The following is an 18,485-nucleotide window of genomic DNA, read 5'->3' as shown; positions in this document are numbered from 1 at the left end:
ACGCCCCTCCTGCACCACCCTCCTGTCACCACCCCCGACGCAAGGAACGCACTCGTGTCACACCCCACCGAGACCTTCCCCGCCGCCGACACCCTCCTGGTCGGCGCCCGTGTCCGCACTCTCGACCCCGAGCGGCCGTGGGCGGAGGCCGTCGCCGTCAAGGACGGCCGCATCGTCGCCGTGGGTGACGAGGCGGACGTACGGAACTGGCGGGGCGCCCGCACCGAGGTCATCGACCTGGCCGGGGCCACCCTCTTTCCCGGTCTGGTCGACGGGCACAGCCACCCGTACCTCGGGGTGACGACGGCCGCCGGGCTCGACCTCTCCGCCTGCCAGGACCTCGACGGGCTGCGCACCGCCCTGGCCGGCGCGGCCCGCGCCGCGCGGCCCGGCGACTGGGTCGTCGCCCACGGCCTGGACCACAACGCCTTCGGCGGCCGGCCCGTCCACCACGAGCTGATCGACCGGGCGCTCGCCGGTGTGCCCGCCTTCATCCGGCTCTACGACGCGCACTCCGCCCTGGTCAGCGGCCCCGCGCTGGCCGCCGCCGGGATCGAGGGGCCGCACCGTTTCGAGCAGCGGGCGCAGGTGGTCTGCGACGCGGACGGACGGCCCACCGGGCACCTCGTGGAGTTCGCCGCGATGAGCCTGATGGACGCCGTACTTCCGCGCGAGAGCGAGGCCGTGCGCCGGGAGCGGCTGCTCGGCGTGCTGCGCGACATGGCAGCCACCGGGCTCACCGGCGCCCATGTCATGGACCTTGAGGAGCCCGACGTGCTGGGCCTCCTGGCGGACATCGAGGAGAGCGGCGAGCTGCCGGTTCGGCTGCGGATCTCGCCCTGGTGCATGCCGGGCACGGACGCTGCGGGCCTCGACCACCTCGTGGAACTGCAGCGCGCGCACGGGCGGCGCTGGCGGGTGGGCGGCGTGAAGTTCTTCATGGACGGCACCATCGAGGGCGGTACCGCCTGGCTGGAGCACGCCGACTGCCACGGGCAGGGCACCGAGGCGTTCTGGCCGGACCCGGCCGCGTACACCCGCGCCGTCCACCATCTGGCCCGCGCCGGGGTGCGCACCGCCACGCACGCGATCGGGGACGCGGCCGTACGGCACGTGCTCGACACGGTGGAGCTCCTCGACGACCCTGCGCTGCGGCCCCTGCACCGGATCGAGCACATCGAGACGGTGCCGGGCAGCCAGTTGCCGCGCTTCGCCCGGCTCGGCGTCGCGGCGTCGATGCAGCCGTCCCACCTGGCGTTCACCCGCGCCGACCACACGGACGAGTGGTCGCGGCGGGTGGGCGAGGAGCGGGCCGGCCGTGCCTGGCGCTGCCGTGACCTGCGGGACGCGGGCGCGACGCTGGTACTCGGCTCGGACTGGCCGATCGCGGACTTCGACCCGCGCGAGGTGCTCGCCACCGCGCGGCTGCGCCGGCTGCCCGGCCGGCCCGAGGTCGAGCCGGTCACGGCCGGGCAGTCGCTGACCGGGCTGATGGCGCTGGAGGGGTACACGTCGCACGCCGCGCGTGCGGTGGGCGAGCAGGACGAGGCGGGCCGGGTGGCGCCGGGCCTGCGGGCCGACCTCACGGCGTTCGCCGTCGACCCGGTAGCCGCGCCCGCCGACGAGCTGGCCACGGCGCCGGTCGTGCTGACGATGACCGGCGGGACTGTCGTTCACCGGGGCTGAGCCCGGCCCGTGCCCCGGAGCGCGGTGAGGTGCTCCGGGGCCGCGCGTCCCGCGCCCGCGGGAGTTCCGGGCGCGGGGCGCGGGTCAGGCGCTGCGCAGGGTGACCCAGGGGCGGGTGGTGCGCTCGGCGGGGGTGCCGTCGAGCACCCTGGCGGTGCGGGCCGCCGGGTCGAGCACGACCGTGGCCAGGCTCGCCCAGCGCTGTCCCGGTGCGGCGCCCAGGTCGGGTACGCAGGTCACCGGCGGCTCCCCCGCCCCGGTGACCAGCCGCTCGATCAGCTCGTCGGCGCGCTCGACGGGCTCGCGCGCGATCCGCTCGCGCAGGAAGTCGTAGCGCTCGCCGGAGTCCGGCTGGTACAGCCACGTCTTCTCGTGCGCGGCGGGGGTGGCGGTGAGGAAGTGGTTGGTGCGCAGATGGGTGCCCTCGGCCACTTCGGGCACCTCGAAGATCCCCTCCGGGCTGAGGTCGAGGAGCAGTGCGCTGTGCTCGTCGAAGAGGGTGAAGGAGCCGGACGAGGTGAGGGGGGCCTCGTTCAGGATCTCCCGCGCGTGGGCGGTGCTCTCGGCCTCTTCGAGGACGAGCGCGGCCAGGACGTGCACCGGGATGCCGCCGATCCGGTCGTCGCGGTGGCCGAGGATGTTGAAGTGCAGGGCCAGTCCCGCGCTGTTCACGCCGATCTTGGCGAGGATGCCGTGCTCGGTGATGCCGGTGTAGCGGTGTGCGCCGCCCGCGCTGTCGACGGTGTGCCAGGAGGAGCTGAGTTCGACGTGCCAGTCCCAGGTCTGCACGCCGACGTGGGTGCTGCCGCCGTCGGCCGTGCGCAGCCGTCGGACCAGGGTGGAGCACTCGCCGGGCGGTACGGCCCGGCTGCGGGCCAGGATCTCGGTGCGGGCGTTGAGCGCGCCGATCCGCCAGGTGTCGATGCCGGCCCCCTCGGCGATGCCCTCGATCTGTTCGCGCAGCCCCGGGCGGAAGGCGCCGACGGCGTCGAGAGCCCGCTCGGCGTCCTCGCGCACGGTCTCCTGCGGGATCTCCGCGAGGGCGAAGAGCCGGTCGTACGCGTCCAGGGCGCCGGGCAGCCCGTCGGCGAGCCGCTGCCCCCGGGCCCGGCCGCGCCGGCGCGGGTCGGCGTCGTCGACGCTCACCCGCAGGCGGGTCGCGGGGCGGGCGTAGGGCGCTGCGTCGGCGGGCCGGGCGTCCTGGCCGGAGGGCGGAATGGCGGTCATGAGGCGTGCTCCTGGGGGGTGCGGGGGATGAAGCCGCCGTCGACGACCGTGCCGAGCACGGGGTTGGCGGCCTGCTCTTCGGGGGTGAGGTCGAGGGGGTTGCGGGCGAACACGGTGAGGTCGGCGAGATGGCCCGGGGCGATCCGGCCGAGCCGTTCGGCGGCGCCCGCGGCGATTGCCGGGGCCCGGGTCATTCCGGCGTAGGCCTCCCGTGCGGTGATGCCCTGGCCGGGCTGTACGGGCGCGAGGTCGGGACGGCCGACGGGGCGCCGCAGCTGGGCGTCGGCCAGCGCGATCCGCGGGTCGCCGATCCCGATGGGCCAGTCGGAGCCGAGTGCCACGACGGCCCCGTGGTCCAGCAGGTCACGGGTGCGCCAGCCGCGCGCGGCGCGCTGCGGGCCGATCCGCCGGGACCAGTTGTCGCTCTGGTCGGCCCTGGTCATGCGGGTGGCGTGGACGGGCTGGAGCCCGGCGGGGACGCCGAGTGCGGCGAAGCGCGGCACGAGGGCGTCGGGGATGGACTCGATGTGCTCGATGCGGTGCGGCCCCGACGCGGGGTGGCCCGCCTCCTCGATCACGTCGAGTGCGGTGCGTACGGCCAGGTCGCCGATGGCGTGGGTGGCGGTGGGGACGTCGTGCGCGGTGAAGAAGCGGACGGCCTCGCGGTAGCGGTCCACGTTCGTCCACAGCGGTTTGCGGTTCTGGCCGTGCACATCGGGGTGCTCGAACCACGCGGAGCCGTTGTCGGCGGTGCCGTCCAGCATGAACTTGGCGCCCGCGACGTGCCAGCGGCGCCCGGCGAGCCGCTGCTGGGCGACGACCTCCTCCCACACGTCGCGTCCCGAGTCGGCGGGCACGAGCGGGGAGCAGCGGATCCGCAGCGGCAGGTCGCCGTCCTTCTCGATCAGCCGGTAGACGTCCTCGGAGGGTGCGGTGAAGTCCAGTGCGTGCAGTCCGGTCAGGCCGGTGGCGGCGAACTCGCGCAGTTGCCGCTCGACGTGCCCGGCGGCGGCCGGCAGCGGCACCTCGGGGTAGTGGGCGAGGACCAGGTCCATGGCCTGGAGTTCCAGGACGAAGCCGGAGGGACTGCCGTCGGGGCCGACGACGATCTCGGAGGCGTCGTCGAAGGTCTCCCTGCCGGTGAGGCCGATCTGCTGGACGACGGCGGGGCTGACCACCAGGGAGTGGGCGTCGCTGGTCATGAGGGAGACCGGTACCCCGGGGAAGCGCCGTTCCAGCGGGTCGCCGGTGGGTGCCCCGTCGAACACGTTGAGGTCGAGGTCGTAGCCGGTCACCCAGGCGCTGGTGCCGCGTTCCGCGATCCGGCCGGCGATGCGTGCGCACACCTCGTCGAGGGTGGCCGCCCCGCCGAGGTCGAGTCCGGTGGCGACCTCGATGGCGCCCCACACCGGGTGGGCGTGGGAGTCGGTGAGCCCCGGGGTGACGGTCGCACCGGGGAAGTCGAGCACTTGGGTGGCGGGTCCCGCCCAGTCGTCCAGGACGCGGTCGCCGCCGACGGCGACGATCCGGCCGTCGCGGACGGCCACCGAGGTGGCGGGGTACGGGTCGGGGCCGGGGTCGAAGTTCTCGATCCGTGCGGCTCGCACGATGAGGTCGGCGTGCATGGTGGTTCCTTCAGCGCTGAACGGTGGGGGACGCGGTGGGGGAAGGGAGGGTGCCGAGGGCACGGGTCAGGATCCAGTACAGGACCGCCGAGCCGGCGATGCCCACGGGGATTGCCAGGTTGACTCCGCCGAGCGCCGAGGACAGCGGCCCGCCCCAGGTGGTGGAGCTGGCGCACAGGGTGGCCGCGCCCGCGCCCGCCAGGACGGCAAGTACGCCGGCCCAGTTGACGCCGCCCGCGTACCAGTGCGGTCCGGTGCGGCTCTCGTCGTGGAGGGCGTGTCCGTCGTAGCGGTTGCGGCGCAGGACGATGTCCGTGGCGTAGACGGCCATGCAGGGGCCGGTGATCACCACGACGAGTTCCATCATCGTGTTGACGGCGGTCAGGAAGTCGAAGACCAGCAGTGCGAAGAGGGTCATGGTGGTGCCGATGACGCCGATGACGAGCACGGCGAGGGTCCGCGGCAGCCGTACGCCGATCGACTGCATGGAGAGCCCGGCGCTGTAGGCGGTGATGCCGTTGTTGGCGACGGTGTTGACGACGACCGCGATGACGAAGGGGGCCACGAACCAGCCCGGCATGATGCTCTCCAGCGCGGCCTGCGGGTCGTTCATGTCGAGGGTGGTGGCGGCCAGTGCCCCGATGGTGGTGAAGGCGACGCTCGGCAGGAAGGCGCCGACGGCGGTGGCGAGTGTGATGGACGCGCCGCTGGTGTGCCGGGGCAGGTAGCGGGCGAGGTCGGGGCTGTTGGCGTACGACAGCGGCGCGGACGCGACGAGCGTGAATCCGGCGGCCAGTACGGCGAGGTGCGCCACCCCGGTGAGCGGTTCGGCCGGGGTGTACGACCAGTCGGTGTGCCCGAGGACCATGACGCTCAGGGCGAGGAAGACCACGGTGAGGAAGACGGTCAGTACGCCGTACAGGCGGACGATCGTCGCGTGTCCGAAGATCGCGACGAGGATGGTGGCGCCGGCGATCAGGATCACCACCGCGGCGTTGAGGGCGGTGGAGTCCGGGAGGCCGAGCCGGGCCGCCATGCCGAGGCCGGCCGTGGAGGCGGCCGACCAGTTCAGCGCCAGGTAGAGCGAGGCGATCAGCCAGCCGGTGACGGCGACGACGGCCTTGTTGCCGACCACGCCGTACATGGCGCGGGAGATCACCGACCCGGAGGTGCCCGCCGCGGGGCCGCTGATCGCGATGAAGCCGGTGAGCAGCCACAGCAGGTTGCCCAGGACGATGACGGCGAACGCCTCGCCCAGCGAGAGGCCCGTCAGGACGAGGGTCCCGCCGACGACGAAGCTGAGGTAGCTGACGTTCGGCGCCGCCCACAGGGCGAACAGCTCACGGGCCCTGCCGTGCCGTTCGTCGTCGGGCACGACGTCGATGCCCCGGCTCTCGACCGATCCTGGCTGGTCTTGTCCGGGGGCCCGGTCCTGCCCTGGGACGGGTGCGGCCGTGACGGGATCGTCCGGAGAACGCTGCATGGGGTGGTTCCTTCGACGAGAAGAAGACGGCACTGTCCTCGCCACCGAGGTGTCCGGGAGGGTGCGGCCAGAAGCGACCCAGCTTCATTGGTGTCCACACCAATAAGCTGTTGGTGCGCAATCCAATAGTCTGTTCCGCATGACGTCAACCCCCCGAGCCGTACGGACGCGCAAGACCGCGCAGGAGCGCCGGACCGAGATCCTGCGGACCGCCGCCCGACTCGCCCTGGAACGGGGCCTGGAACGCGTGACGATGCAGCTCGTCGCCGATGAGCTGGGGGTACGTCCGGGTCTGATCAGCCACTACTTCCCGGCCATCGACGACCTGCTGTGCGACGCCTTCGCGTGCGCGGTCACCCGGGAGCGCGACGCGCTGCATCCGGAGGGTGACGCCGAGCTTCCGCCGACCCGGCGGCTCGGCCGGCTGCTGCACCGCTTCCGCGGCGAGGAGTTCACCGACCTCGGCAGGCTCTGGCTGAACGCCCGGCACCTCTCGCGCTACCGCCCCAAGCTCCGGGACGTCGTCGCGGCGCAGGAGGCGATCATGCGCGACAGCGTGACCGCCCTGATCGAGGACGGGATACGTACGGGCGAGTTCCGCACGGACGACGCCTTCGGGGTGTGCCTGGCCCTGCTGGTGACGATCGACGGGCTCGGCGCGTACGCGAACGACGACCCCGCGTTCACGCACCCGGCGCTGGACAATCTGCTGTTCACGACGGCCGAACGCGAGCTGGGCCTGGCCGCGGGGACGCTGCGGAACGCCGTCTGAGGGCCACCGGCAGCACGGCCGGCGCCCGCGCTACGCCCCGCCCCGCGCCCCGTCCCCCGGCGCGAGCGTCTCGTCGAAGAAGTCCCCGACGTGGGCGAGCACGTCCGCCGGTTCCGAGCCCGGCAGTCCGATCGCCACATGGGTGCTGAAACCGTCGAGCAGGGCCCGGATCCTGGTCGCGCAGCGGTCGGCGTCCACCGCCCGCAGCTCGCCGCGCGACGCCCCCTCGACGAGCAGCGCGACCAGGTCACGGTGCCAGGACAGCTCGATGTCCAGCAGCCGGCCGCGGGCCTCGTCGTCGAGGGCCCGCACCCGGTTCCACAGCTCCAGCCAGAGCGTCCAGTGCGGGTCGCCCGCCGCCCTCGGCAGGTACAGCCGCACATAGGCGTCGAGGCGCTCGCGCACCGGGACCTGCCGGGCCAGCGCCGCCCGCCGCTCCACTCCGAGCCGCTCCTCGCTCCACTCCAGGGTGCGCAGCAGCAGTTCGTCCTTGGAGCGGAAGTAGTAGAGGAGGTGTCCGCTGCTCATGCCGACCTCCCGCCCGAGGCCGGCCATGGTCAGCTTCTCCAGGCCGGCGTCGGCGATGGCCGCCATGGCGGCGGCGAGCACGGTCTCGCGCGGGGGCGCGGTTCTGCGGCGGCGGGGGGCGGGGTCGTTCCTCACCCGTATGTTCTACCCGATGGCACCCGCCGCCCGGCCCGGCAGTTCCGCCGGGCCGGGCGGCGGTGCCGCGCGGGCCCTACGGGGTGTAGACGGCCGTGCTGCCGTACAGCTCCTTGGTGAAGCCGGAGACGTACGACTGCCGGTTGGCGCCGTCGAGGTTGTAGGTCAGGTACACGCCGTAGTTCTCGCGCACGGTACGCCGGGCGAGGTCGGCCGCGGTGCCCGAGGACGTGGCGCCGATGTCGACGGCAGCGGGCGAGAGGCCCGACTTGGGCAGGGCGATGCCGGGCACCTGCCAGGTGCCGTACCAGGGGTTCCAGGCGTAGTTGAACTTGGACGAGACGTCCACGCCGCCGTAGGACAGCCGGGACGCGGACGGGCCGATGTTGTAGAGCGAGACGATCTTGTCGGGCATGTTGGCGCGCAGCGCGGTGACCAGGTGGACGAAGGAGCTCGCGTTGGGCTGGCCGGTCCCGTTCCTGCCGTACTCGGCGTACTCGTCGTCGAAGTCGATGCCGTCGAGCCCGTAGTCGCGCACGGTGTCGGACAGCTGCTTGGCGAAGGCCGAAGCGGCCTCCTTGGAGGGGAAGTTGGCGAATCCGGCGCCCTCGTGGTTGCCGAGCACGGACAGGACGACCTTGATGCCCTTGGCCTGCAACGGGCGGATCTGGGTCTGCGCGTTGTCCAGTACGCGCTTCACGTTCTCGTTGAAGTAGAGGTAGGCGGACTTCTTGGTGGTGTCGTAGTTGATGTTCGCGGCGAAGATGACAGCGATGTCAAAGACGTTGCCACCACCGTTCGCCAGCTTGTACTTGCCCACGTTGAGCATGCTGTTGCTGTTCACCTCGACATAGGCCACCGATATCGGCCCCTGCTTGGCGGGCGCCGCCTTGGCGGGCGCGGCGGCGGGTTCGGCCGCAGCGGGGGTGGTCACCGCGGCACCGGCGACGAGCACCGCGGCCAGCAGGCCCAGCGCGGCCGTCCTTACTCTGTTTCGCCCAAGAGTCAGCATCTTCTGGTCGGTGTCCCTTCGGGGTTCGCTCGGGTTCGCTTCCTCGTTCCGTTGCGCACGCCGTACGGTAGCGAAGTGTCGTGTACCTGCCTACTACGGCGGAACGGGAACCCCCGGTACGGGAACGGCCCGCCCCGGTCGTACGCGGCGGGCCGTGAGCGGGCGTCAGACCCGGGGCTGCTGCTGGGTGATGCAGTGGATGCCGCCGCCGCCCGCGAAGATCGTCCGGGCGTCGACCAGGGTGACCTCGCGGTCGGGGAAGAGCCGGCGGAAGAGCGCGGCGGCCTGCTCGTCGCGGGGGTCGTCGAAGGCGCAGAGCACGACGCCGCCGTTGCAGAGGTAGTGGTTGATGTACGAGTGGTCGACCCAGTGCCCGTCCTCGTCCTTGACACCCTCGGGCGCCGGGACCTCGATCACCTCCAGCGGGCGGCCCTTGGCGTCGGTCTCCTCGCGCAGCAGTTCGGCGATGCCCTTGCACACCTCATGGTCGGGGTGAGCCGGGTCGGGCTGGGAGTGGACGAGGACCACGCCGGGCGCGGCGAACGCGGCGACGATGTCGACATGGCCCAGGGTGCCGTAGCCGTGCGGCGGGTAGTCGCCGGTCAGGCCGCGCGGCAGCCAGATGGCCTTGGTGGTGCCGAGCCTGGCGTGGATCTCGGCCTCGACCTCCTCGCGGGTCCAGTCCGGGTTCCGCTCGGGGCCGAGCTGGACGGTCTCGGTGAGCAGGACGGTGCCCTCGCCGTCGACGTGGATGCCGCCGCCCTCGTTGACGAGCCGGGAGCCGTGCACGGGGACGGCGAGGAGGTCGGCGACCTGTGCGGCGATCTTCGAGTCGTGCTCCCAGGAGGCCCACTCCTGGGCGCCCCAGCCGTTGAACACCCAGTCCACGGCGGCCAGTTCACCGGTCCGGTCGTCGGTGACGAAGGTGGGCCCGATGTCCCGCATCCAGGCGTCGTCGAGGGGCCGCTCGACGAGGTCGACGTCGGGACCGAGGAGCGCGGCGGCACTGTCCGTCTGCCCGGGGCCCACGACCATGGTGACGGGCTCGAACCGGCGCACCGCACGGGCGACGGCTGCCCAGGCGGCACGGGACCCGGCGAGCTCGGCGGGGTCGGAGAAGGTGGTGTTGGGGCCGGGCCAGGCCATCCAGGTGCGCTCGTGCGGGGCCCATTCGGCGGGCATACGGAACATGACGGTCGTCCTTAGCAGGGGGGTGGGGCGGACCGGCTTGGAGGGAGCGCCGGGCGCGGCGGGGTCGCACGCGGTCGCTCCTCCAGGCACTGCTTTTGAACGACACTCTAAACATGTGGTGCCGGAACGGAAAGCACCGGCTCCGGAACGCGGAATCCCACGACCGCACCGGCCCTCCCCTCCCGGCACGGCCCGCAATCATGACACCGCCGGGTTGGAGCACTGCTCAAAGCGTTCCCCGCACGGGCTCCCGGCACGCCGGTCAGCCGTGGAACCGGTCGGGGTCGGGGCCGGTGCGCTCGCCGCGGTCGAGTGCGGTGATGTCCCCCATGTCGCTCTCGGTGAGTTCGAAGCCGAAGAGGTCGATGTTGTCCCTGATGCGCTCGGGCGTCACCGACTTCGGGAAGACGATGTCGCCGCGCTGGAGGTGCCAGCGGAGGGTGACCTGCGCCGTGGACCTGCCGACGCGCTCCGCGATCCGTACGAGGGCGGGGTCGTCCAGCACCTTGCCCCGCGCGATCGGCGACCAGGCCTCGGTGGCGATGTCGTGCTCGGCCCCGAAGGCGCGCACGGTGTCCTGGGTCAGGTACGGGTGGACCTCGATCTGGTTCACGGCGGGGACCACGACGGAGTCCTCCATCAGCCGGCGCAGATGGTGCGGCTGGAAGTTGGAGACGCCGATGGACTTCGCCCGGCCGGAACGGTAGATCTCCTCCAGCGCCTGCCACGTCTCCACGAAGTCGCCCCGGTCGGGCAGCGGCCAGTGGATGAGGAAGAGGTCCAGGTGGTCGAGTTCCATCTCCTCCAGGCTGCGGTCGAACGCGCGGAGGGCGTTGTCGTGCCCGTGCGCCCCGTTGTTCAGCTTGCTGGTGACGAAGACCTCGGAGCGGTCGAGCCCGGAGTCCCGTACGGCCTGGCCGACCCCCTTCTCGTTGCCGTACATCTGCGCCGTGTCGATGTGCCGGTAGCCGGCCTCGAAGGCGTCGAGGGTCGTGTCGCGGGTGTCCTTCGGCGGGATCTGGTAGGTGCCGAAGCCGAGCTGGGGAATGGTGACGCCGTTGTTGAGGGTGATGTCGGGTACTGCGGGCATGAGTGGGTCCTTCGTTGTGGGTCGTGGTGGGTGGCCGGGCCGGTCGGGGCGGGCGGCCCTGACGGGCTCCCGGCCGGTCGTGGCGGGCTCCCGGCCGGTCGTCGCGGGCGGCCCGCGTCCGTGGTCAGCCCGCGATTCCGCGCAGCTCCGCGTCGGGCGGCAGGACGCGGACCAGCTTGCGGTTGACGAACTCCCGCATCCCGAGCTTCGAGAGCTCCCGGCCGTAGCCCGAGCGCTTGATGCCGCCGAACGGCAGGTCGGCCTGGGTGGAGGTGGGGTGGTTGACCCAGACCATGCCGGTCTCGATCCGCTCCGCCACCCGGCGGCCCCGCTCGACGTCCGCGCAGAAGACGGAGCCGCCGAGCCCGTACTGGCTGTCGTTGGCGAGGGCCACCGCCTCGTCCTCGTCCGCCACCCGGTAGACCACCGCGGCAGGGCCGAACAGCTCCTCCGCGTACGCCCGCATTCCCGGGGTGACGCCGGTGAGGATCGTCGGCTCGACGAAGGCGCCGGGGCGGTCGATCCGGTCGCCGCCCAGGACCAGCTCGGCCCCCTGCTCGACCGTCTCGCGGATCTGGTCCACCAGGTCCGCGGCCGCCCGCTCGGACGAGAGGGGCCCGAGCGTGGTCCCCTCGTCGGCGGGGTCGCCCGGCTTCAGCTCCGCGAAGCCGCGGCGCAGTCCGGCCACGAAGTCGTCGTAGAACTCGTCCAGCACGATGAACCGCTTGGACGCGACACAGCTCTGCCCGGTGTTCGCCATCCGCCCGGACACCGCGGCGCCGACCGTGCGCCGCAGGTTCTCCCCGTCGAGGACGACGAACACGTCGCTGCCGCCGAGTTCGAGCAGACTCGGCTTCATGTTCCGCCCGGCGCGCTCGGCGACCTTGGCGCCGGCGCCCTCGCTGCCGGTGAGCGAGGCGCCCCGGACGGCCGGGAGGTCGATGACGCGGGAGATCTCCTCGTGCCCGGCGAACAGGTTCGTGTAGACGCCCGCGGGCGCGCCCGCGTCGGCGAACAGCTTCTCCAGGGCGAGGGCGGACTGCGGACAGATTCCGGCGTGCTTGACCAGGACGGTGTTGCCCAGCACCAGGTTGGGGCCGGCGAAGCGCACCACCTGGTAGAGCGGGAAGTTCCACGGCATGACGCCGAGCAGGACGCCGAGGGGCTCGTTGACGAGGTACGCCTCGCCCTCGTCGACCTCCAACGGTTCCGCCGCCAGGAAGTCGGGGCCGTTCCTCGCGTAGTACGCCAGGATCGAGGCGGCGAGGTCCACCTCCCCGCGCGCCTCGGAGATCAGCTTGCCCATCTCCAGCGTGACGGTCCGGGCCAGCTCCTCCTTCCGCTCCTTCATCAGGCCGGCCGCCCGTTCCAGCACGGCGGCCCGCTCCTCGACCGGCCGCTTCCGCCACGCGGCGAAGGCCCGGTCCGCGGCCTCCACGAGGGAGTCGACCTCCTTGCCCTCGATCTGCGGGAACTCCGCGACGGTCTCCCCGGTGTACGGGTTGACGGTGGCGAAGGCGCTCCCACGCTGCTCAGGCATCCGAACCTCCAGAATTGCGAATAGCGCTACGTATGTCCTCGTACGGTGCGTTTTCGTGCGGCACCACCCTGCGGGGTACCCGATACGTAAATCACCAAACGGGACGAAAGTGGCGCACAGTCGCATCCCGGATCGCGGGGAGCGGTACGAGGAGGGAGCGCCGGCCGGGGCGGAGGCGGCGGTCCGCCCCGGCTACACGGAGGCCGCCCGCGCCCGTACCGTCATCCGGATGCCGTCCCGGGCCCACAGCACGAAGCGTTCCACCGGCGTCACCTCGTGGCCGGGCGCGGGGCCGAAGCGCAGCCGTTTGAGGAGGACGGCGAGGACGAGTTGCGCCTCGACCGTGGCCAGGGCGGCGCCCTCGCAGCTGCGCGGACCGATCCCGAAGGGGACGTACGCGAGCCGGGGCCGGGCGGCCGTCTCCCCCGGAGCGAACCGCTCGGGGTCGAAACGGGCCGGGTCGGGCCAGTACTCGGGGTTCAGGTGCACCGCCCAGAAGGGGTAGAAGACCGTCGTGCCCGCGGGGATCTCGTACGGGCCCAGGGTCAGGTCCTCGGTGGTCTCGCGCGCACCGTAGGGGCCGGGCGGGAACAGCCGCATCGACTCCTTGAGCACCATGTCGAGGTACGGGAGCCGGCGCAGGTCGGCGTAGTCGGGTGCGGTGCGGTCCCCGAGTACCTCGTCCAGTTCGGCGGCGACCCGGTCGGCGGCCCCGGGGTGGCCGCCCAGCAGGTGCAGCGTCCAGGAGACCGCGACGCCCGTGGTGTGGTGGGCGGCCAGCAGCGTCACCATCACCGTGTCGCGGATCCGCGCCGGGCTCTCCCCGGCCTCGACGAGCGCCCCGATCAGATCGCTGCGGCCGGTGCGGCCCGCGGCGCCGGCGTGCGCGGCCACCACGCGGTCGACCGTGGCTCGCAGATAGGCGAGGGATTCCTCGGCACGCTCCGCCGCGCGCGGGTCGTCCCTCGGCACCTGGTAGAGCCGCCCGAGGTACTCGGTGAGCACGTCCTCGAACGCGGCGGCGACGCGCTCGGCGTCCACCTCGGCCCCGGCGGCCGTGCCGTCGCCCGCGCCGTCGAACGCGAAACCGCAGATCAGCCGGAGCGACAGCGCGGTCAACTCCTTCTGCAGTTCGACGGGTTCGCCGTCGGCGGCCCCGGCCCAGCGGTCCGCGAGGTCCTGGGCGAGCCGGGTGAAGCGGGCGAAGTGCCGCTCGTGGGCCGGGCGTCCGGCGAACACCGAGAGCAGCAGCCGCCGCCAGGGCGCGTGTTCACCGGCGGGCAGCACTTGCAGGTTGCCCGCCTCGCACAGCGGGTCCAGGAAGGCGAACAGTGCCGCCGGACGCTCGTCGAGGTGTGCCGTGGCCTCCAGGAGCACGGGGTCGGCCACCGACACGGCCGTTTCCGCGCCCGGCAGCTGGAAGCGCACGACCGGTCCGTACGTGTCGTGGAGCTGGAGCTGGTACCGGTGCAGCCCGCCGGCGGCGGCGACGGCGCCCAGCCCGCCGTCCGTCCGGTGCTCGGGTCCGGGGATGCGCATGTGCTCGGGTCCGGGGATGCGCATGACGGGATCTCCTTCGCTGCGGGGTCCCGGCCGGGTCGCGGCCGTGTGCTGTCGGAGACCTGCCCGTGGGGCGGCCGACGATGCCTCGGCACCGGGACCGGGCACGTACGTGGGCCCGGTCCAGGGCGAGCAGCTCCCCGCCCCGGCCCTGACGCGGCGTTTGCCACGCCAAACGATCAAGCCTAGGGTCGCCCCCCATGGGGGAATGCGAACATCGTGCCACCGGCGGCCCGCCGCCCGCCGACGGCCCCGACGCCCCGCGCGGGAAGCTCCGTTGGGCCGCCCTGACGCTGGGTGTCGCACTGCTGGCCGCCGCCGGCTGGACCACGGTCACCAGCAAGTGGCCGTGGAGCGGTCTGCCGGACCGTGCCTGCTGGGGCAGCGTGGACAGCGCCCTCCTCAGCACCGCCGCCGATGCCGCCCGTGCCGACGGGTCGTGGAAGGTCGAGGAGGACAAGGACACCTGGGACGACCCGTCGTGCAAGGTGAGCCGGGGCGACTGGAACGTCGAGGCCACCGTGATGAAGACCCCGCTCAAGTCCCATCTGTGGTGGGGCACCGGCAGGTTCCCGCTGCCCCGTAACCTGCCCGGGATGGTCCATGTGCACGGTGACCGGGTGGACGGCTGGCTCCACCTCCCGCAGTGCGGGAACAGGATGGTCAACGTCAACGTCCCTGGCGCGGAGCGCGACAGGCGCGCCGCCGCTGACCTCGCGGCACGCCTGCTGCTCGCCGTGGGCAACGCGCGGGCCGGCTCCTGCGGCGGCAAGCCCTTCCCCGAGCCGCCGTCGCTCGACTGGCCCGCGCTGAAGTCGGTGCCGCTGGCGCCCGGGGCGAAGCCCTGCGGCCTGTCCGGCGACCTGCGTCCGTCGCGGCGGGAGACGTCCGGGTCGTCGCAGACCGGCTCGCTCGGCGACGGCGTGATCAGCAGGTGCGGGTGGAGCAGGGGGTCGAGCGGCGAGGAGGACGGCACGATGAGCGACATCGCGGCCCTGGTCCTGCGGGACAGAAGCATCGTGGACGCCTTCTCCCCCACCGGAATCCGGGCCGTCGTGAAGGTGACCCCCGGCCGGCCCCTCTCCCTGTCCCGCGAGGACCTGCGCTACGACCGGGACGGCGTCACGGCGCTGGTGTGCGCCGAGGACGACGGGACCGACCGCCGGTACGTGCACGTGTTCGCGAGCGGCTCCGACGCGCAGTACGCGGCGGCGAAGCGCGCGGTGCTGCACAAGGTGGCCGCCCTGATGCGCTGCGGGTGACCACGCGCCGGGGGTGAACGCGTCCCGGCGGTGGCCGTCGGCGGTGCGCGCGGGTGAGCCGGCAGGCCGCCGCACCCCGCTCCGTCACCGGGCCCCGGCCGGCGCGCCCCCTTCGAACCCGTACGCCTCCCAGCGCTCCAGCACCCGGCGGCGCACGTCCTCGGGGAACGACGTCCCGAAGGAGGCCGTGGTCCCCCGCGTCCCGCCCGCGAACTGTTCCGGCAGCAGGCAGCTGGTGACCGACTTCCCGCCGCGTCCGGTGCGCACCTCCTCCTCCGTGAGGTAGGGCACCATCGGGATGCCGGGCGCCCGCGGGTAGGAGTAGTGGCCGGTGCCGGGGTGGTGGCGGGTCGCCAGGGCCCACACCACCTGGTCGATGTCGGTGATGTCGATGTCGTTCGCGACGAGCAGCACCTTGGGCACCAGCCAGCCCGTGTGCGAGCCGAAGAGGACGTCGGCGACCGCGTCGGCCAGCTCCCGTTCGCCCAGTCCGCTGCGGGCCAGCTTCGCGAGGTCGACGGAGACGACGATCCAGCAGGTGGCGGCCTCGTACGAGCACCAGGCGAGATCCACCGGCAGTCCGCTGGAGCGCAGGACGTCCAGGCTGGCGGCGGAGATCATGGTGCCCCAGACGGTGTGGTTCTCCTCGGGCGGCAGGCCCGCCGCGCAGACCGGCAGGATGGGGTCGTCCCGGTGGGTGACCGCCTCCACGTGGAAGACGGGCTGCTGCTTGCCCTCGGCGAACGAGTAGCCGTGGTACTCGCCCATCGGCCCCTCCAGCGCCGTCTCGTCGGGGCTGATGCAACCCTCCAGCACGATCTCGGAGTTGGCCGGGACGTACAGGTCGTGGAGTTCGGTGCGGACCACGTCGACGGGACTGCCGGTGAGCGCGCCGACGTAGCCGCTCTCGTCCACCTCGGCGGGCAGCGGCATGCCCGCCGCGGCCAGTGCAGCCGGCGGGGCGCCGAGGACCATCGCCCACGGGGTGGGCAGTCCCTTCTCGCGCCACATGCGGTGGATCATCCCGAGGTGCTGCTGCGCCATGGCGGGGCCGACCAGGGTCGTGCGGCCGTGGAGCATGGTCCGGCTGACCGACCAGCTCGTCCACCGGCCGTCCGGGGTGCGCACCACGTGGAAGCCGTACGTCCCGAAGTAACGGCCGCCGTCCTCCTGGTGCAGCAGCGGGACCGGGAAGCGCTCCAGGTCCACGGCGTCGCCGGTCAGCACGTTCTCCTTGCAGGGTCCGGTGGCGACGACGCGCGGCGGGAGCGGCCGGGCGTGCATGGCCGCGATGAGCTTCTCCAGGAGCTGTCGGGGCGTGGTGTCGCGCGGCAGTCCGAAGTGGGCGGCGAGCCGGCCGTAGGTGCCTTTGCCGGAATGGCTGAGTCCGGCCGGGGCGCCCAGGATCCGGAAGCCGGGTTCGGTGCCGGTGAGGTTGCCGAACAGGGGTGCCGGGCTCCGGGTCTCGTAGACGCGCCGGGTGACGGCGCCGACTTCGAGGTCGGGGCTGACCGGTTCCCGGATGTCGACGGCGTCGCCGATCGCGAGGAGTTCGCCGACGAAGTCGCGGAAGTTGAGGGCGCTGCCGCGCTGTGTCATGACTGGGGCCTTTCTGCGGGGACTGTCATGCCCTGCCAGCGGCGCGCCGTCGGCAGGTCCAGTCCGAACTGGTCGAGGATGCGGGCCGCGAGGTGTTCGACGACGTCGGAGAGGCTCTCGGGCCGGTGGTAGAACGCCGGGACGGGCGGCATGACCACCGCGCCCATCCGGGTCAGTTCCAGCATGTTCTCCAGGTGCACGGCCGACAGCGGGGTCTCCCTGGCGACCAGGACGAGCCGGCGCCGTTCCTTGAGCATGACGTCGGCGGCGCGGCCGATCAGGCCGTCCCCGTACCCGGTGCGGATCGCCGCCAGGGTCTTCATGCTGCACGGCACGACCACCATGCCGTCGGCCCGGAACGAGCCGCTGGAGATGGGTGCGCCCTGGTCGTCGGGGCTGTGCGTCACCGTGGCCAGGGACTTCAGGTCGCGCACCGTGCGGCCGGTCTCCTGCGCGAGGGTGGCCCGCGCCCACCGGCTGACGACCAAGTGCGTCTCCACTCCCAGCTCCTGGAGCGCTTCGAGCACACGGACGCCCAGGGGCGCTCCGGTGGCACCGGTCATCGCCACGACGAGTCTCATGCGGTCTCCCTTCAAAGAAAGGACGTACACGTCCTATATGGCCGAAGATATAGTACGTGTACGTCCTTACCAACTCGACCTCAGCCCCGGGAGCCCACCGACCATGGCGGAAGAGAACGCGGAGGCGGGCGCCGTGCTCGCCGCAATCGAGGGCATCGGCCCGCTGGCCCGCAGGCTGAACCAGGCGCACACCCGCCTCTGGTACGACCAGGTGCACCAGGACCTCACGGGGCCGCAGTTCACCGTGCTGAGCCTGCTGCACGCGCACGGCGCGATGGACCAGGGCACCCTGGGCGCGCTCGCCCACCTCGACAAGTCGACGGCCGCCCCCCTGCTCGACCGGCTGCGGCGCCGGGGGCTGGTGGAGTTCGCGCAGGACGAGGCGGACCGGCGGCGGAAACTGGTGAGCGTGACGGACGAGGGGAGGAGCCTGGCCGAGGCGCTCGCTCCCGCGGTCATGTCGGTGGGCGAGCAGTTGCTGGATCCCCTGTCGCCCGAGGAGCGCGAGGTGTTCCTCGGACTGTTGCGCAGAACGGTCCGGCAACCGCGGGACTGACCGCACACCCGGAGGCCCCCGCGCAGCACTCGACTCCCCCCGGGGGAGAGCCCGAAGGGGTTCAGCGGGTTCTCAGTCGATGCAGAACTCGTGGCCCTCGATGTCCTGCATCGCGATGCACGACTCGTTCTCCTCGTCGGCGTACAGCGTCCTGTCGTGCACCGCGCCGAGGGCCACCAGCCGTGCGCACTCGGCTTCGAGGACGGCCAGCCGCTCCGCACCCACGAGACCGGTGCCGACCCGCACGTCGAGGTGCACCCGGTTCTTGGCGACCTTGCCCTCGGGCACCCGCTGGAAGAACAGGCGCGGCCCCTCGCCCGAGGGGTCCGTGCACGCGAACCACGCGCCCCGCTCCTCGGCGGGCAGGCTGCGGTGGTAGTCGTCCCAGGTGTCGAACCCCTCCGGCGGCGACGGTACGACGTACCCCAGCACCTCGCACCAGAAGCGGGCCACCCGCTCCGGATCCGCGCAGTCGAAGGTGACCTGGAACTTCTTGCTCGTTGACATCGGCGCACGATAGCAGGGGGGTTGCGGTGCCTCCGAGTCCTCCCTGGGCGGCAGCGGAACGGCGCCAAGCGCCGGGGGGTGTATCCATTCTCGCCGCACGGGACGGGCGCTGTCACCGTTCTCCGGAATGA

General features: G+C 72.6%; 16 protein-coding genes. 4 read left to right on the top strand and 12 right to left on the bottom strand.

The genetic code is table 11. The features are described 5' to 3' along the window. Positions 1-54: 54 nt before the first annotated feature. A complete protein-coding gene (locus ACFYVL_RS21390; protein WP_389247031.1) occupies positions 55-1,686 on the top strand; it encodes an amidohydrolase in 1,632 nt (543 codons plus the stop codon). 84 nt (positions 1,687-1,770) lie between these two features. Here the strand turns inward: ACFYVL_RS21390 and ACFYVL_RS21385 are convergent, their stop codons facing one another. From ACFYVL_RS21385 to ACFYVL_RS21375, 3 genes are read right to left on the bottom strand one after another with little or no spacing between them, the layout of a single operon-like run. Further along, positions 1,771-2,913, bottom strand: coding sequence for a C45 family autoproteolytic acyltransferase/hydolase (locus ACFYVL_RS21385; RefSeq protein ID WP_389247029.1), 1,143 nt, complete (start codon positions 2,911-2,913; stop codon positions 1,771-1,773). Next, positions 2,910-4,538: an amidohydrolase gene (locus ACFYVL_RS21380; protein ID WP_389247027.1), complete on the bottom strand. Its 1,629-nt coding sequence runs from the start codon at positions 4,536-4,538 to the stop codon at positions 2,910-2,912. Before ACFYVL_RS21380 ends, ACFYVL_RS21385 begins: the two co-directional genes overlap by 4 nt. A 10-nt stretch (positions 4,539-4,548) precedes the next feature. Next, the gene (locus ACFYVL_RS21375) at positions 4,549-6,021 is read right to left on the bottom strand and encodes a purine-cytosine permease family protein (protein ID WP_389247025.1); all 1,473 of its coding nucleotides are present in this window, start codon (positions 6,019-6,021) and stop codon (positions 4,549-4,551) included. A 139-nt stretch (positions 6,022-6,160) separates the two neighbouring features. On the opposite strand from ACFYVL_RS21375, the gene ACFYVL_RS21370 reads away from it, so the two are divergent. Beyond that, positions 6,161-6,793, top strand: a complete 633-nt coding sequence (locus tag ACFYVL_RS21370; RefSeq protein WP_389247023.1) for a TetR/AcrR family transcriptional regulator — start codon at positions 6,161-6,163, stop codon at positions 6,791-6,793. A gap of 30 nt (positions 6,794-6,823) precedes the next feature. Here the strand turns inward: ACFYVL_RS21370 and ACFYVL_RS21365 are convergent, their stop codons facing one another. From ACFYVL_RS21365 to ACFYVL_RS21340, 6 genes are all read right to left on the bottom strand, one after another. Beyond that, a complete protein-coding gene (locus ACFYVL_RS21365; RefSeq protein WP_389247131.1) occupies positions 6,824-7,387 on the bottom strand; it encodes a TetR/AcrR family transcriptional regulator in 564 nt (187 codons plus the stop codon). A gap of 145 nt (positions 7,388-7,532) precedes the next feature. After that, the gene (locus ACFYVL_RS21360) at positions 7,533-8,468 is read right to left on the bottom strand and encodes an endo-beta-N-acetylglucosaminidase H (RefSeq protein WP_389247021.1); all 936 of its coding nucleotides are present in this window, start codon (positions 8,466-8,468) and stop codon (positions 7,533-7,535) included. A 165-nt stretch (positions 8,469-8,633) separates the two neighbouring features. Then, the gene (locus ACFYVL_RS21355; protein ID WP_389247020.1) at positions 8,634-9,659 is read right to left on the bottom strand and encodes an agmatine/peptidylarginine deiminase; all 1,026 of its coding nucleotides are present in this window, start codon (positions 9,657-9,659) and stop codon (positions 8,634-8,636) included. Between the two features lie 262 nt (positions 9,660-9,921). Next, complete coding sequence (locus ACFYVL_RS21350; protein WP_389247018.1) at positions 9,922-10,749, bottom strand: aldo/keto reductase; 828 nt, start codon at positions 10,747-10,749, stop codon at positions 9,922-9,924. A 124-nt stretch (positions 10,750-10,873) separates the two neighbouring features. Then, positions 10,874-12,289 carry an NAD-dependent succinate-semialdehyde dehydrogenase gene (locus ACFYVL_RS21345; protein ID WP_389247016.1) on the bottom strand — a complete coding sequence of 472 codons (1,416 nt, stop codon included), beginning with the start codon at positions 12,287-12,289 and terminating at the stop codon, positions 10,874-10,876. Positions 12,290-12,481: 192 nt separating this feature from the next. Continuing rightward, positions 12,482-13,828, bottom strand: a complete 1,347-nt coding sequence (locus ACFYVL_RS21340; protein WP_389247129.1) for a cytochrome P450 — start codon at positions 13,826-13,828, stop codon at positions 12,482-12,484. A 221-nt stretch (positions 13,829-14,049) separates the two neighbouring features. Here ACFYVL_RS21340 and ACFYVL_RS21335 point away from each other — a divergent pair, with 221 nt between their 5' ends. Continuing rightward, positions 14,050-15,111, top strand: a complete 1,062-nt coding sequence (locus tag ACFYVL_RS21335; RefSeq protein WP_389247014.1) for a hypothetical protein — start codon at positions 14,050-14,052, stop codon at positions 15,109-15,111. A gap of 84 nt (positions 15,112-15,195) precedes the next feature. Here the strand turns inward: ACFYVL_RS21335 and ACFYVL_RS21330 are convergent, their stop codons facing one another. Beyond that, a complete protein-coding gene (locus ACFYVL_RS21330) occupies positions 15,196-16,710 on the bottom strand; it encodes a UbiD family decarboxylase (RefSeq protein ID WP_389247012.1) in 1,515 nt (504 codons plus the stop codon). Next, positions 16,707-17,291, bottom strand: coding sequence for a UbiX family flavin prenyltransferase (locus ACFYVL_RS21325; RefSeq protein ID WP_389247010.1), 585 nt, complete (start codon positions 17,289-17,291; stop codon positions 16,707-16,709). The genes ACFYVL_RS21330 and ACFYVL_RS21325 overlap by 4 nt, the downstream gene beginning before the upstream one ends. 103 nt (positions 17,292-17,394) lie before the next feature. Here ACFYVL_RS21325 and ACFYVL_RS21320 point away from each other — a divergent pair, with 103 nt between their 5' ends. Further along, entirely contained in the window at positions 17,395-17,847 is a 453-nt protein-coding gene (locus ACFYVL_RS21320) for a MarR family winged helix-turn-helix transcriptional regulator (RefSeq protein WP_389247008.1), read from the top strand. A gap of 72 nt (positions 17,848-17,919) precedes the next feature. On the opposite strand, the gene ACFYVL_RS21315 is transcribed toward ACFYVL_RS21320, so the two are convergent. Continuing rightward, a complete protein-coding gene (locus ACFYVL_RS21315; protein WP_389247006.1) occupies positions 17,920-18,354 on the bottom strand; it encodes a VOC family protein in 435 nt (144 codons plus the stop codon). Positions 18,355-18,485 lie beyond the last annotated feature (131 nt).

It is taken from the genome of Streptomyces sp. NPDC004111 (assembly GCF_042874215.1).
Taxonomy (GTDB): domain Bacteria; phylum Actinomycetota; class Actinomycetes; order Streptomycetales; family Streptomycetaceae; genus Streptomyces.
The sequence above is the reverse complement of the archived record's forward strand: the minus strand, read 5'-3'. Positions and strand labels throughout refer to the sequence as shown.